This is a genomic window from Hungatella sp. SB206 (assembly GCF_051132295.1).
Classification (GTDB): Bacteria; Bacillota; Clostridia; order Lachnospirales; family Lachnospiraceae; genus Hungatella; species Hungatella effluvii.
On record NZ_CP096603.1, the window covers coordinates 2,375,165 to 2,390,524 of the forward strand.

14 protein-coding genes are annotated in these 15,360 nt (G+C 49.1%); 12 read left to right on the plus strand and 2 right to left on the minus strand.

Annotated features, from left to right (window positions below; all coding sequences use genetic code 11):
- Positions 1–5: 5 nt before the first annotated feature.
- From M1L66_RS10220 to M1L66_RS10235, 4 genes are all read left to right on the plus strand, one after another.
- A complete protein-coding gene (locus M1L66_RS10220) occupies positions 6–1,730 on the plus strand; it encodes a restriction endonuclease FokI C-terminal domain-containing protein (protein ID WP_187021660.1) in 1,725 nt (574 codons plus the stop codon).
- Between the two features lie 43 nt (positions 1,731–1,773).
- Complete coding sequence (locus M1L66_RS10225) at positions 1,774–2,442, plus strand: Crp/Fnr family transcriptional regulator (protein WP_187021659.1); 669 nt, start codon at positions 1,774–1,776, stop codon at positions 2,440–2,442.
- Positions 2,443–2,565: 123 nt separating this feature from the next.
- Positions 2,566–2,877: a thioredoxin gene (gene trxA / locus M1L66_RS10230; protein WP_117624267.1), complete on the plus strand. Its 312-nt coding sequence runs from the start codon at positions 2,566–2,568 to the stop codon at positions 2,875–2,877.
- A gap of 13 nt (positions 2,878–2,890) precedes the next feature.
- Positions 2,891–3,247, plus strand: coding sequence for an MGMT family protein (locus M1L66_RS10235; protein ID WP_187021657.1), 357 nt, complete (start codon positions 2,891–2,893; stop codon positions 3,245–3,247).
- Positions 3,248–3,363: 116 nt separating this feature from the next.
- On the opposite strand, the gene M1L66_RS10240 is transcribed toward M1L66_RS10235, so the two are convergent.
- Together M1L66_RS10240 and M1L66_RS10245 are read right to left on the minus strand one after the other, a co-directional pair.
- Positions 3,364–3,843 carry a YhcH/YjgK/YiaL family protein gene (locus tag M1L66_RS10240; RefSeq protein WP_187021655.1) on the minus strand — a complete coding sequence of 160 codons (480 nt, stop codon included), beginning with the start codon at positions 3,841–3,843 and terminating at the stop codon, positions 3,364–3,366.
- 121 nt (positions 3,844–3,964) lie between these two features.
- Positions 3,965–4,954 (minus strand): LacI family DNA-binding transcriptional regulator, encoded by a 990-nt coding sequence (locus tag M1L66_RS10245; RefSeq protein ID WP_434692713.1) that lies wholly within the window; start codon positions 4,952–4,954, stop codon positions 3,965–3,967.
- A 316-nt stretch (positions 4,955–5,270) separates the two neighbouring features.
- Between M1L66_RS10245 and M1L66_RS10250 the strand changes: the two genes are divergently transcribed.
- From M1L66_RS10250 to M1L66_RS10285, 8 genes are all read left to right on the plus strand, one after another.
- Positions 5,271–6,515: an amidohydrolase family protein gene (locus tag M1L66_RS10250; protein WP_434692716.1), complete on the plus strand. Its 1,245-nt coding sequence runs from the start codon at positions 5,271–5,273 to the stop codon at positions 6,513–6,515.
- 30 nt (positions 6,516–6,545) lie between these two features.
- Complete coding sequence (locus M1L66_RS10255) at positions 6,546–8,213, plus strand: sugar ABC transporter ATP-binding protein (protein ID WP_434692718.1); 1,668 nt, start codon at positions 6,546–6,548, stop codon at positions 8,211–8,213.
- Positions 8,200–9,246, plus strand: coding sequence for an ABC transporter permease subunit (locus tag M1L66_RS10260; RefSeq protein ID WP_110326445.1), 1,047 nt, complete (start codon positions 8,200–8,202; stop codon positions 9,244–9,246). Before M1L66_RS10255 ends, M1L66_RS10260 begins: the two co-directional genes overlap by 14 nt.
- Positions 9,246–10,514, plus strand: coding sequence for an ABC transporter permease subunit (locus M1L66_RS10265; protein ID WP_434692720.1), 1,269 nt, complete (start codon positions 9,246–9,248; stop codon positions 10,512–10,514). Before M1L66_RS10260 ends, M1L66_RS10265 begins: the two co-directional genes overlap by 1 nt.
- Positions 10,515–10,556: 42 nt before the next feature.
- The gene (locus tag M1L66_RS10270) at positions 10,557–11,753 is read left to right on the plus strand and encodes a DUF3798 domain-containing protein (RefSeq protein WP_187021649.1); all 1,197 of its coding nucleotides are present in this window, start codon (positions 10,557–10,559) and stop codon (positions 11,751–11,753) included.
- A 32-nt stretch (positions 11,754–11,785) separates the two neighbouring features.
- Positions 11,786–12,610 carry a pyrroline-5-carboxylate reductase gene (gene proC, locus M1L66_RS10275; RefSeq protein ID WP_187021647.1) on the plus strand — a complete coding sequence of 275 codons (825 nt, stop codon included), beginning with the start codon at positions 11,786–11,788 and terminating at the stop codon, positions 12,608–12,610.
- On the plus strand, positions 12,607–13,533 hold the full coding sequence (locus M1L66_RS10280; protein ID WP_187021646.1) for a ketopantoate reductase family protein: 927 nt from the start codon (positions 12,607–12,609) through the stop codon (positions 13,531–13,533). The genes proC and M1L66_RS10280 overlap by 4 nt, the downstream gene beginning before the upstream one ends.
- Positions 13,534–13,925: 392 nt before the next feature.
- The gene (locus M1L66_RS10285) at positions 13,926–15,344 is read left to right on the plus strand and encodes an ABC transporter substrate-binding protein (RefSeq protein ID WP_187021644.1); all 1,419 of its coding nucleotides are present in this window, start codon (positions 13,926–13,928) and stop codon (positions 15,342–15,344) included.
- Positions 15,345–15,360 lie beyond the last annotated feature (16 nt).

Below are 15,360 nucleotides of genomic sequence, written 5' to 3' on the forward strand. Positions count from 1 at the left end.
TCCGAGTGGCTGTCAGAACATTTGGCTGGGTACAGGAGGCCTATAAGCTGGAGAATTTAAAAAATGTGGTATCGGTCTTTGTGCCGGGGTCTCCCGTCAACAGACGGTTAATAGAGGACAAACTGGTCCGGCTCATTTCAGATGAAGATGGCAAAGCGGAATTTATAGAGGAGCTGGAGGCTGATCCGGTCATCGTGCCGTACGCCCATCTGAAAGGGAAAGGGACACCGAAGGGATATACGAGAAGTAATGCTCCGTGTTCTGGCATCATACAGGCGGTGCTGCCCGGGCAGAGAAAAGAGTATCAGAGTGACTGGCCGGCAGATTCATTTCTGCGCTGGGCGGTCAGCATCGGTTTTTTGAATTATGACAGAAATGGCGATACCTGTTCATTGTCCGATCTGGGACGTTCCTATGCGGAGGCGGAAGCAGGGAGCAAAGAAGAGGAGGAGGCGCTTACAACGGCATTTCTTTCCTATCCTCCTGTCTGCCGGGTGCTTTCGCTGCTGGCAGCGGGCGACCATCTGACAAAGTTTGAAATAGGAGCCAAACTGGGCTTTATCGGTGAGGCCGGTTTTACCTCGATTCCGCAGCATATGATCCTGCAGGGACTCTCCGAAACGGCGGAGGAGGACAGGGCAAAGCTTCTTCAGGATACAGAGGGAACCAGTGATAAATACGTCCGAACCATCTGCAGCTGGCTGAAACAGATGGGCTGGGTGGAACAGGCGGCGAAGACGGCGGCAGAGGATGCCGGAACCAGGCGGTATGAGGGAACCATACCCCAGTCCTACCGGCTTACGTTAAAGGGGAGAACCGTGTTTAAGCATACAACAGGTGTCTCGAAGTTTGCCCGGATACCGAAGCGGGTGATGTGGGATATGCTGGCAACGAAGGCGGCAGACCGGGATTACTTAAGGAACCGGAGGACCCGTATTATCCAGTACCTTCTGAAGGATTATCGTTCGCCGGAGCAGGTGAAGGCCTATCTGGAGACGATGGGACTGGAAGAGACGGTGGAGACCATTAAGGATGATATCCGTGGTTTTGAGAACATCGGCTTAAATGTGAAGCGTACCGGAAAGACGTATAAGATCATGGACGATATCGCAGGCCTGGAGATTCCGGCGGACGATGCGGGCCGGATTTCTGTAAAATCCGATATGGCTGTCGTAAAGGACAGCGTCAGAGAGCGGCTGGCCCATGTAAGCCACGAGTATCTGCTTTTAATCGATCTGGGCTTCGATGGCACATCAGACCGCGACTATGAGATTCAGACGGCGGAGCTTCTCACCAGGGAACTGGATTTCCTGGGAGGAAGACTGGGAGATACCAGGAAGCCGGATGTCTGCATTTACTATGGAAAAGACGGCATGATTATCGACAATAAGGCGTATGGAAAAGGATACTCCCTTCCGATCAAGCAGGCGGACGAGATGTACCGCTATTTGGAGGAAAATAAGGAGCGGAACGAGAAGATCAATCCGAACCGCTGGTGGAAAGTATTTGATGAAGGCGTGACTGATTACCGGTTTGCTTTTGTGTCGGGATCCTTTACCGGAGGCTTTAAAGATCGTCTGGAAAATATCCACATGCGCTCCGGACTCTGCGGCGGCGCGATAGATTCCGTGACACTTCTTCTTCTGGCAGAAGAATTAAAGGCGGGCCGTATGGAGTATTCCGAATTTTTCCGCCTGTTCGACTGCAACGACGAGGTCATTTTTCGGTAAAAGGTAATATAATGGATAGTGGAAGCAGAAAGAGGGAATGTTCATGGAGTTGGGAGAATACCTTCCATTTTGGAAAAAATTGACGGAAGCAGAGCAGAGGACACTGGCTGGAAGCGTGCAGAGACGCCGGTTTGAAAAAGGGCAGGTGCTTCACCACGGATCTGATGAGTGCACCGGGCTGATTCTGACGCTGGACGGACAGCTGCGGGTCTATACCATATCGGATGAGGGCAGGGAACTGACACTGTACCGGCTGCTGGAACGGGATTTATGTATATTTTCAGCGCCCTGTATGGTGAAGAGTATCCTGTTCGATGTAATCGTGGAAGCAGAGCAGGTCACGGAGATTCTTCATATCCCAGTCGATGTCTACAGAGATCTGATGGACAAAAGCGCGGCGGTTGCCAATTTTACCAATGAGCTGATGGCGGCGCGTTTTTCCGATGTGATGTGGCTGATGGACCAGGTGCTGAACAAGAAGATCGACAGCCGTCTTGCGGCATTTTTGCTGGAGGAGAGCGGGCTTGATGAGAGCCGGAAGCTTTCTATCACCCACGACCAGATCGCCCGCCACATGGGGACGGCCAGGGAGGTTATCACCCGGATGCTGAGGGCATTTCAGGCGGATGGCCTGGTTAAGCTGACCCGCGGAGGAATCGAGCTTCTGAATGAGAAGAGGCTCACGGAGTTGGCGGCGGATAGTCTGCGGTAGCTGGCCGGAAATGTATCGGTATGCACCCGGAACAAATAACGTGTGTAACAAAGTCACTGTAAAGCAGTTCGTTTTCGTGTATTCTTATATCATCAATCAATGAATAAAAGGAGTACAAATAAAATGTCTGTATTTTCAATCACAAATAATAATTATCATGAGGAAGTCGTTACTTCAGGAAAGCCGGTGCTTCTCGATTTTTGGGCGCCATGGTGCGGGCCGTGTAAAAAGCTTTCCCCTGTTGTAGATAAAATTGCCGAGGAAAATCCCCATATCAAGGTGGGAAAGGTCAATGTGGAAGAGCAGAGGGAGCTGGCTGAGAAGTTTCATATTATGAGCATTCCGGCGCTGATTCTGATGAAGGAAGGAAAGGCGGTTGCCACCTCCGTGGGCGTGAAGCCCCAGGCCGCAATCGAGCAGATGATTGGCTTATGATGGAAGAGGTACTATGGATTTTTATGAGCGTGTCAGATTCGTCATGAATCATATTCCATATGGAAAAGCGGCCACCTATGGCCAGATCGCCCTGTTATGCGGGAAACCCAGGAATTCGAGGCAGGTGGGGTATGCACTGAACCGCCGCCTGGGGGGAAAGGATCTGCCTGCACATCGCGTGGTGAATGCCTCCGGATATCTAAGCGGGGCGGCTTCCTTTCGAACTCCGGATACGCAGAAGAAGCTTCTGGAAGCGGAGGGCGTAATCGTTGACGACGAGAACCGGGTGGATTTGAAGCGGTTTGGGTGGCATCATGCGCTGGAGGACGCACTGGAATTCCGTGAATGGTTTGAGCAGAACGGAATATGACGGTGCGAGCGGGGAGAGTTTATTTATACATGTTTGTCAGTGAAATACTTAAAGGGGACCCGCAGAGAGGCTTTTGCCTCTGTGGGTCCTCTTTTCTGGAACAACCAACGGACTATTTAAATCGAGTCTTTCATTAAATCCATATGCACTTTGACGACTACTTTGCGGTATGTAATGGGTTTCCCTTCATAAGCCACACTGGGGCGGTGAACATCCCATGGGAAATAGACGGCAATGCAGCCAGGGAGACAGTGGATAAAGCTTTCGTTCTGAATATCCTCCAGGAAATAGAGGTCGTCGCTCTCGTGAGCCTCCGCTACCGCATAAGTACCCGGATTCGGGGTGATGCCTGCAAGATCTTCACCCTCCGGCCAGTACTGTACATCTGCATAGTGGTGATGTATTTCAGGGCGGGTATCTTCAAACGGAATGGAGGTCTGATCAAATACTTTGACATACATGAGATTTCCCTCAAGCGGGTAGTCTCCCGGTTCCATATGGAAAAAGTCGGTTGTTTTTAAATATTCAACAGCGCGTCTGATCGCTGATGGACAGAGAGAAAAATCATTTGTGGAATTTAAACTCGAAAAAATCATTGTGAATACCTTCTTTCAGAAAACAAGTCTTCGGGTTACACAGTGAAATCGATTGCAATCACACTATATCAGATTTTTTCAAGAAAGGCAATCCCTAAAATTAATTTTCTGAAACGCAGAATCAGGGAGTCGATTCCCTGACGACGATGGCGGAGGGAAGAATCATCTGTCGTGTCGTAGTACGGTTTTCCAGGCAGTCGATCAAGATCCGGCAGGCGGCAATGCTGGAGTCAAAGGTTTTGTTATCCAGTGACGTAAGCGTGGGAATGCAGATTTCACCATAGATGGAGTTATCGACACCAATGACGGATACCTGATCCGGGATAGCAATACCCAGGTCATACAGCGCCCGTATGCCTCCGGTAGCGATTAAATCGACAGAATAAATGATTCCATCCACATTCGGGTGATCCTTTAAAACTTCCAGAGTGGCTCTCTTTCCGTCCGCTGCCGTGGTGCCGTGGGAATCGTAAATCCAGGGCTCTGTCTGGTCGAGAAGACGTATGCCTCTGCGAAATCCTTCCACCTTTAATTCGCAGCTTGGCGTATGGCAGTCGCGGACAAATGCCAGGCGTTTTCGCCCTTTTTCCGCCAGAAGGTTTACACAGGCTTCCACTCCATGCAATTCATCGGACAGAACTCCGTAAATATTCGGCGCATCTAAGAAGGCATTGATCATGACGATCGGCACCTTGCTCAGATGGCGCTTGATGGCTTGTGCAACGGATTCTGTCTGAAAGGAGGAGCCGATCAGCACTGCTCCCTCCACACGGCGCTGCTCCAGAATAGAGATTGCCTGGGCGCGCGATTCATCATCGTCACCGGTATTTAAGATAACGCAGCAGTAGTTAAGGGCGGCCAGCTTGCGCTCAATATAGTAAGCCCCATCAGTATGATGGATGTTACGGATATCCGCGATCAGAATTCCGATAATGCGGGAAGACTGGCTGACCAGGCCTCGGGCTGCGGCGTCGGGGGTATAGTGGTACTTCTTTAAAAGCTTCTGCACTTTTTTTCTTACTTCCGGATTAACCCCTGTTTTGTTATTGATAACACGGGACACACTGCTGGCGGAAACGCCGGCTTCTTTTGCAATATCATAGATTGTCATAGGCGATGCACTCTCTCTTTTTATAGTTATCGTATCTCATTGGAAATTCCAATCCCTTCTCCGTCAGTTTACAGAACTCCCCCGCTATTGTAGATTATATCCAAAATAAGGAAAAAATGTAAAGGCATTATATAAATTTTTTTTAATACTTGACAAAGTAGGATTGCTACGACTATAATCATAGCATAAACTGAAATCGATTGCAAACTATAAATTCGTTTAATTCACTATAATTTTGACGGAATATATATCGAATATAAGGATATCGATTGCATATTCTCTGTGAAATAGACGGGAAAGTACGAGGTAAGGGGCTATGAAAGCATTTACACATGCAAGAGTAATTGACGGCAGGGGCGGTTATATTCCGGATGGTACAGTTGTGGTGGACGGCAGTACCATTGTGAATGTGGGGGCTGCGTCCGGGGTGGAGATTTTGGAGGGCACAGAGATTGTTGACTGCGGCGGACGTACGCTGATGCCGGGACTGATGGATGCGCATACACATCTGGAGACAACCGCCTCCAACAATGTTATTAACGAAGTTGCTCAGTATAATCTTCCAACCCGCACGATGCGTTCTTACTGGAATGCGCTGGAGACGATCCGTGCCGGTATCACAACCGTGCGCGATGTGGCGGACATTGGTGACTGCGTGATTGCGGTCAGGAATGTAATCAATCAGAAACTGCTTCCCGGACCCAGGATCATCGCTTCAGGAAAGGCGATTAATCAGACGGGCGGCCATGCTTCCATGTCTACAGAGTATCAGTGGTCCAGACCGGATGCAGGCGGTTCCGGACACTGTGTAGATGGAGAAGCCGAATGCAGGAGAGCGATCCGCACGGAAGTAGCGGCAGGCGCAGACCTAATTAAGATTTATGTTACCTCCGGTTTGTATGATCCTTTCCTTGGTAAGCCCAGAGACGAGTTTTCCCAAAAGGAGATTGAGGCTCTGTGTGAGGAAGCCGCAAATTCAGGTAAAAAGGTAGCGGCTCACTGCCATACCGCGAAGTCAGCCAAATACTGTATCGAGAACGGCGTGGCTTCCATCGAACATGGAATGATGATTAATGAAGAGACTCTGGAGTTGATGAAAGCTCATGGAACATTCTGGGTACCTACCACAATCGTTTACCAGCTGATGGCAGATGGCGCAAAGTACGGTCTTGGCAGCTCCACAATTGAGAATTCAAGAAAGGCTCTGGTAAACCAGGAAAAGATGTTCCGCAAGGCTCTGGAGATGGGAATTAAGATTGGCATCGGAACTGACTGCGGAGGTGTGCTGATTAATCACGGGGAGACGGCGAGAGAACTGGAGTGCTTAAACCGCTGGGGAATGACCGCGATGGACTGTATCCGGGCGGCAACCAGTGCGAATGCAGAACTGCTGGGTATTGATTCTATAACCGATTCTGTAGAAACGGGGAAGGAAGCAGATATTCTTATTGTAGACGGAGATCCTCTGGAGGACATCAGAATTTTACAGAACCAGGAAAAGATTCTCGTCGTTATGAGGGGCGGGGAATATTACAAGGATACGTTTAGCGGTCTGCGATGATAATCAGGAGAGAATGGGGGTGACGAGGCAGTGGGATATGAGTACCTTCTGGAAATGAATCACATAGGAAAGGAATATTACGGAGTTCGGGTACTTAAGGATGTCAGTATCCGTCTGAAAAAAGGGCAGATATTAGCACTGCTCGGTGAAAACGGGGCAGGCAAATCGACACTTATGAATATACTTTTCGGAATGGACGTGATCCACTCTACCGGCGGTTTTTCAGGAGATGTCCTCTTCGAAGGGAAGCCGGTGAAGATCATGAAACCCTCGGATGCTTCTGAACTGGGAATTGGAATGGTTCATCAGGAATTTATGCTGATCGATGGGTATGAGATAGCGGAGAATATTCGCTTGAATCGGGAGATTACGAAGGGTAATCTGTTCAGTCACATTATAAGCAGAAAGCTGGAGACGGTCGATAAGGTCTCAATGAGAGCGGATGCAAGGAAGACGCTTAACTCTCTCGGACTCGAGGGGCTGAGTGAAACAGTAGCGGTAGAGGATGTGTCCGTCGGTTACAAGCAGTTTGTGGAGATCGCAAGAGAACTGAATAAAAAAAATATAAAGCTGGTCGTTCTGGATGAGCCGACAGCGGTGCTGACGGAAGGGGAGGCTAAACAGTTTCTGGACTGTGTGCGCGCAGTCGCGGATCAGGGAATCTCTTTTATCTTTATCAGTCACCGTCTGGATGAGGCTATACAATATGCGGACACCGCGGTCGTACTGCGCAACGGAGAGCTCGTCAGTCAGTGCGATATGGAGGGCGTGACGGCGATTCAGCTGTCAGAGATGATGATTGGACGAAAGGTGGAGTTGGTGACGAAGGAGCCAAAAACGGAGTCCGAGTTATATAGCCCGGTTATTCTGTCCATGAAAAACTTTCATGTGGAGATGCCGGGAGAGCTGGTAAAAGGAATCGACCTGGAGGTGAGAGAAGGGGAAATCTTGGGAATCGGCGGTCTGGCCGGCCATGGGAAGGTGGGGATCGCCAATGGTATCATGGGACTGTATCCTGCGTCGGGCGAGGTCCTGTACCGTGGAGAGACTCTTTCTGTAGCGGATACGTTGTCAACCCTTAAGAAAAAGATTATGTTTGTGTCGGAGGACCGGAGAGGCGTTGGTTTGAATCTGGACGCCTCCATAGAGATGAATACAGTAATCGCTGCCCTTCGGGTGAATCAGGAGTATTTGAAACACATTGGTTTTATGCGCTTTTATAACAAGAAGGCGGCGGCCGAATATGCAAAAAAGATGATCGAAGAGATCGATATCCGGTGTACCAGCAGCAGTCAGCCCTGCAAGCGGCTGAGCGGAGGAAACCAGCAGAAGGTATCGATTGCCAAGGCGCTGGCTATGAATCCGGAGGTGCTCTTTATCTCAGAGCCGACGAGAGGAATCGATATCGGGGCGAAGAAGCTGATTCTTAATTATCTGGTGCAGTTAAACCGGGAACGCCATATGACAATCATTATGACTTCCTCGGAACTGGCCGAACTGCGATCCGTCTGCGACCGCATTGCGATTGTCACCGAGGGAAAACTGGCCGGTATCTTAAAGCCCAACGATGAAGAATACAAATTTGGCCTGCTTATGAGCAGTTCCGCCGAAGCAATGGAGGAACAGGGCAGAGCCAAAAAGGAAGAAAACGGATTCAGAAAGGAACAGAAGGAGGTGGGGAGTCATGCAGCAGATTAAGCGTCTGTATCAGGCAATCGGCTTTTCCAGATTTATTATCATGGTATTTCTGGCCGTCCTCGTTCTGCTTACATTTACACTGCATCTGGACAGTGGAACCATTGTTTCAGATGTGTTGGTCCGTATCGGACTTAACAGCTTCTTTGTTTTAGCCATGCTTCCTATGGTAGAGTGTGGTGTCGGCTTGAATTTTGCACTTCCGCTTGGAATTCTCTGCGGCCAGCTGGCCGGCGTACTTTCTGTAGAATGGGGAATTCAGGGGATGAAGGGAATTCTCGCGGCATGTGTACTGGGGTCTGTATTTGCAACGGTTGTGGGGTTCTTATATGGTCTGCTCTTAAACCGGCTGCGTGGTTCTGAGATGATGGTGGGAACGTATATCAATTTTTCCATTGTCTCACTGATGTGTATGGGATGGATGCTGTTTCCGTTTTTTACAGATCCGAGAATTAAATGGGCCATGGGAAATGGAGTGCGCAGCACGATTACCCTGGATGGGTTTTACGATAAAGTATTAAACAATCTGCTGGCGTTTAAGATCGGAAATGTCACGATTCCTACGGGATTATTCCTTGTATTTGGACTGGGGTGTTTGGCATTCTGGGCATTTCAGAAGAGCAAAACCGGAGTTATGATGAAAGTCAGCGGTATGAATCCTATGTTCGGAAAGTCAATCGGAATCGATAATGACAGGATGCGGGTAATGGGTACCGTATTATCCACAATCTGCGGCGCCATAGGAATTGTGATCTACGCACAGGGAATCGGTATGTATCAGCTGTATACTGCACCTCGTAACATGGCATTTCCGGCTATTGCGGCGATCCTGGTCGGAGGTGCGACCCTGAAGAAGGCCAATATCTGGCATGTAATCATTGGTGTTGTACTTTATCAGGCGATTCTGACGATAGCACCGGTTGTCTCGGCGCAGCTCATCGACGATGGAAGCAGCCTGTCTGAAATTGCGAGGGTCATTATCTGTAACGGAGTTATCCTTTACGCATTGACAAAGATCGATGGGAGGAAAATCTGATGAAAGCAAGAGTACGAAATGTATTGAGCAGGAATGCCGTGACGCTGCTATTCGTCATTTTATGTATTGGAAGCATTCTTTGCTCCGGCCAGCCTCTCGGCTATATTGTGAAAGAGACAGTGGCCCGTATTTCGAGGAATGCGGTTTTAATTTTATCACTGATTTTACCTGTCCTTTGTGGAATGGGACTGAACTTCAGTATTGTAGTGGGAGCGATGGCGGGGGAGATCGCTCTGGTGATGATCACCCACTGGAATATCGGCGGTGCGCCGGGTATGCTCCTCGCAGCGGTGATTGCCAGCATTCTGGGCGGTCTGTTTGGATTGGCAGTCGGAAAACTGATGAACCGGGCTGTTGGCCAGGAGATGATTACGGGGATTATCCTGGGCTATTTTTCAATTGGTTTGTTTGATCTGACTTTTTTGATCCTGCTGGGCCGTGTGATCCCGTTTCAGGATGCGGAACTGATGCTGTCCAACGGAGTGGGCCTTAAAAATACCATTGCATTTCATGATGATGTTAAGAATTATTTGGATCACATCTGGCGCATAACGCTGGATTGGTCTCTGATATACGCAGCGCTTACGGCAGTGGCAGTGCTTGCAGTCTTGGTACTGCGAAAGAAAAAGAGATGCGGGGGGACTCTTTTGGAAGCTGTAAAAGGCAGCCGTAAGTCTGCGGCAGCTGCGGTGGTGCTTACGATATCTGCCGCGCTGGTTTGGCTGGTTCCGCCTCTCCAATCGGCGTGTGCAGCAACACAGATTCCCATGGTTGTTGGGATGATCATTGCTCTGCTCTGTCTTCTAACCGCATTTATATCCAGGACAAAGATCGGACAGGATATCCGGACGACGGGGCAGAACATGGATGTTGCCATTGTCTCCGGAATCAATGTAGGACGCTGCCGTCTGTTCTCTATTACATTTTCTACGATTATAGCAGCCCTCGGTCAGGTGATTTATTTACAGAATATGGGCAACATGAATACATTCAGCAGCCATGAGCAGGTTGGGCAGTATGCGATTGCCGCTCTTTTGGTAGGTGGTGCATCCATTAAAAAGGCCAGCATTGGCCATGTGTTTCTGGGAGCAGCTTTGTTTCATATCCTGTTCTTTACCTCGCCGCTCGCGGGGAATCAGCTGTTTGGCGACGCACAGATCGGAGAGTATTTCCGAGTGTTTGTAGGTTATGCGATTATCACGATCTCTTTGGTGCTGTATGGTTTGAAACAGGCTGCAGATAAACATTCTAAAGAAGAAAATAAATAAAAAACAAAAATAAAAAAGGAATCAACATTAAGGAGGAAGATTATGTTTAAAAAAGTGATTTCAACTGCACTGGCACTTACAATGATCCTGGGTCTGACTGCATGCGGAAGTACAGTAGGCAGCGGAACACCGGAGACGACAACTACGGCAGAGGCCGCGAAGGCGGCAACGGATGAAACTCTGGAAAAGACGGTGGAGGCGGCAGAAAACGCCGGTTATAAGATCGGAATTATGACTACCACCGTATCCCAGGCGGAAGAGGAGTACCGGGTTGCAGAGGACCTGGTTGCAGAATATCCGGACACGGTTGTCCATGTGACGTTCCCGGATAACTTTGCAACAGAGATGGAGACAACCATTTCCACCGCATTATCCCTGGCATCTGATCCGGATATGAAGGCGATTATCTTTACCCAGTCTGTAAGCGGAACAGCGGCAGCGATTGAGAAGATCCGTGAAGTCCGCGATGATATATTTATCTGGGCTGGACTTCCGATGGACGATAATGACGTGATTGCACAGGCGGCAGACGTTGTATTTAACACAGACTTTTCGACTGCTGGTGTTCAGGACGCGGAAATTCTTAACGAACTCGGCGTGAAAACCGTTCTGCACTATTCCTTCCCACGCCATCTGGCGATTGCGACGAAACTGGCGTATCATGACAATTTAAAGGCGAAATGCGAAGAACTGGGAATTGCCTTCGTGGACGTAACGACACCGGATCCGACATCGGATGCAGGTACAACAGGAACACAGCAGTTTGTTCTGGAGGACGTGCCGAAAAAGCTGGATGAGTACGGTGAGATGACTGCATTCTATGGAACGAACCTCTCTCAGACAGAGCCAATTATCAAGACACTGGCAGACCGCCAGGAAGGATATTATCTGATTATAAAGGATCCATCCCCTACATTCTATGCCAATCCTCTGGGAATCGAGATCCCGGAAGAGTACGCGGGTGATTACGATTATCTGAACAAGCAGATCGTGGAAAAAGCGGCGGAGAAGAACATGACAGGTCACTTTACCGGCTGGCCGCTGTCTGTTACGAATATGTCCTTAAGAGGCGGTGTTCAGTACTGCATGGAATACCTGGACGGAAAGACCAATGGAAAAGTCGATATCGATGCCCTACAGACTATTTTGACCGATCTTGCGGGCGAGGGAGCGAGCGTTACCCTGTATGAAAACTATGAAAATTATTTTGCAGTAACGGCACCGAACATGACCTATTAAGTAAATTACATAGGAAAGGGAGTTGGGATCTAATGGAACGGAAATTTGGATTCATTGGCGGCGGCAATATGTGCAGGGCGATCATCGGAGGAATGCTGAAAGCGGGAATTGCAGAGCCAGGAGATATCCTGGTTTCGGATAAAAACCATAGGGGGCTGGAAGCTTTGAAGGCGGAATATGGGATTGGAATAACCGATGAGAACTGTAAAACAGCAGCCTTCGCAGACATTCTGATTCTGGCAGTAAAGCCGAATGTCTGCCCAGCGGTAATTGCAGAGATCAGGGAAACGGTCCGCCGTGAAAGTGTGGTCGTATCTATTGCAGCCGGTTTATCGCTCTCTGTCCTGATGAAGTGCTTAAATTGTGACATTCCAGTTATTCGTGTTATGCCAAATACACCGGCCATGGTGGGAGAGGGTATGGCGGCTGTCTGTTCTAATAATCTGGTGTCCCAGGCCCAGAGGGAAGATGTGCTGGCGGTGTTCCGAAGCTTTGGCCGTGCGGAGGAGGTGGCGGAGAGCCTGTTTGATGTTGTCACAGCGATTTCAGGCTCATCACCCGCCTATGTCTATCTTTTTATTGAGGCGATGGCGGATGCCGCGGTTGCAGGGGGTATGCCGCGAGGGCTGGCTTATACCTTCTGTGCCCAGGCTGTGGCGGGCAGCGCCAGGATGGTTCTGGAGACGGGAAAACATCCGGGAGAGCTGAAGGATATGGTATGCAGTCCGGGAGGAACGACGGTTGACGCGGTTATGGAACTGGAAGAGCGGGGGATGCGCAGCGCGGTGCAGAATGCAGTAACGGTCTGTATGAGCAAATCAAAGTCTATGGGAAAGCAGCAGGAAGATGCCGTATGAAAATAGCTGTGTTAGGAGCAGGCGCCATGGGGCTGTTGTTCGGCGGACTGCTCAGCAGGAGAAACGAAGTATGTATTTATGGACATCATGCGGAGAAAACGGATGATTTGAAGAAGAACGGAGTCCTGATTCGTGAAAAAGACGGGGTAGAAAATTATTTCTTTCCGCAGGCGGCTGTGTCGGGGGAAAACTTGGGGGAGACACCCGATGTGGTTATGCTTTTTACTAAATCACTGGTATCCAGAGAGGTTCTGGAGCAGAACCGTGGACTGTTCGGTCCGGATACACTTCTTCTTACACTTCAGAATGGATGTGGGCATGAGGAACTGCTGAAAGAATTTGTGGACGAATCTCATGTGGTCATCGGAACGACACGCCATAACAGCGTTTTAACAGGAAATACTTCGGTTCTCCACGGAGGCGGAGGAGCTACCTGTATTGGCTTTGTACATGGCAGAAATACTTCGATATATGCACTGGGGGAAGAGATGTCAGCGTGCGGTATAGAGACCAGTGTATCTGAAGATATCCGACGCTTGATCTGGGACAAGCTGTTTGTGAACACTTCTGTAAGTGTTGTATCCGGAATTTTACAGGTGTCCCAGGGCTATTTATTGGACAATGCCCATGCATGGAGCCTGGTAGAACGGCTGGTAAGAGAGGCGATAGAAACAGCACGGGCAGAGGGCATTGTTTTCGAACCGGAGAAGGTGCTGGAAGGTCTCCGCAGTCTGTTGGAAGGAGCCAGGCAGGGATATCCCTCCATATACGCTGATCTTCGTGATGGAAGAAAGACGGAGGTAGATGCCATCAGCGGTTCGGTAGTACGCTCCGGTCACAAAAACGGAGTCCCTGTTCCTTCTCATGAAATGGTCGTGGAGCTGGTTCATGCGATGGAGGGGAAATCGAATCAGACTGTTTAAGAAATAAGAAAGAGGAGTGCTGCAGAACAGATCATTGCGGATCGGTCCTGCAGCATTTTTGGTTTATGGTAATAAACGGATTATATGACTAACAAACCATTCATATATTGCTGATGTATGCATGCCGCTAATTAGATAAATATAAACAAAAACAAAAATAATCACGGATTAATTTCACGATTGTTTTACAAAACGGGTAAAAATACATAAAAAAAATAATAGAATGAATAAATATTTATCACAACACACAAAGATACATCGCAATTTGTGTTGCGTAAAAAGCAACATATGTAGAGAAAATCCCCTTTTACATATGGTAAAATGAATCCATCAAAAACGTTGCAGGCTTAGAGCGAATGAGCCTGCGAACCATGATCAAAGGAGGATTTACAATGAAAAAAATGATCGCTGGGTTATTGTGTGGCTGTATGATCGCGGCTTCTTTAACGGGCTGTGGAAAAGCGCCTGCTTCCGATGGCGGTGCGACAGAAAAGGCTGCCGGTGCGGAGGCAGAAAAAGCAGCGGATAAAACCGAAGCTTCTTCCGATTCCGGTTCCAAAGTAATTAATGTCTGGTCGTTTACCGACGAAGTGCCAAAGATGATTGAAAAGTACAAAGAAATGCATCCGGATTTTGATTATGAGATTAAAACAACAATTATTGCGACTACTGATGGCGCGTACCAGCCGGCGCTGGATCAGGCACTGGCATCCGGCGGCAGTGATGCGCCGGATATCTACTGTGCGGAAGCCGCATTTGTCCTGAAATATACGCAGGGTGACGCCAGCCGTTATGCCGCGCCATACGAAGATCTGGGAATTGACGCGGATGGTAAGATTAAATCCTCTGAGATCGCACAGTATGCGGTCGATATCGGAACGAATCCTGACGGTAAAGTGGTGGCGCTGGGCTACCAGGCAACCGGCGGAGCGTTTATCTATCGCCGTTCCATCGCCAAGGACACCTGGGGAACCGATGATCCGAAGGAAATTGGTGCAAAGCTTGGCGCAGGCACCAATGACTGGACACAATTCTTTAACGCGGCAGAAGAGCTGAAGGGCAAGGGCTACGGCATTGTATCCGGCGACGGAGATATCTGGCACGCAGTGGAAAACAGCTCGGACAAAGGCTGGATTGTGGACGGAAAATTAAACATCGATCCAAAGAGAGAGGCATTTCTGGATTTATCCAAGAAGTTAAAGGACAACGGCTATCACAATGACACACAGGACTGGCAGGATGCGTGGTTTGCCGATATGAAGGGAGAAGGCGCAAAACCGATTCTCGGCTTCTTCGGACCGGCGTGGCTGATTAACTATACCATGGCGCCAAACTGCGGCGGAACTGCTGTTGGTGAAGGAACATTTGGCGACTGGGCTGTCTGTGATTCACCCATCGGCTTCTTCTGGGGCGGCACCTGGGTACTGGCTAATAAGGACACCAAAGTGAAAGACGCGGTTGCGGATATCATTGACTGGATCACTCTGGACGACGCAGAAGACAGTCTGCAGTATATGTGGGCAAATGGAACCATGAATGACGCAGGTACAAAGGATGCGGTTGCATCCGGTGCGGTTATGAGCAAATCGGACGGCTCCGTCGATTTCTTAGGCGGTCAGAATATGTTTGATGTCTTCGTTCCGGCCAACAAGTACGCCAATGGTACAAACTTAACCCAGTACGATGAGACCATCAACAACTACTGGCGTGGTCAGGTGCGTGAATACACTGCCGGTAATAAGAGCAGAGAACAGGCGATCACGGACTTTAAACAGCAGGTAGCCGATAATCTGGATATCATTGTGGAGTAAGTACCAGAGACAGAAC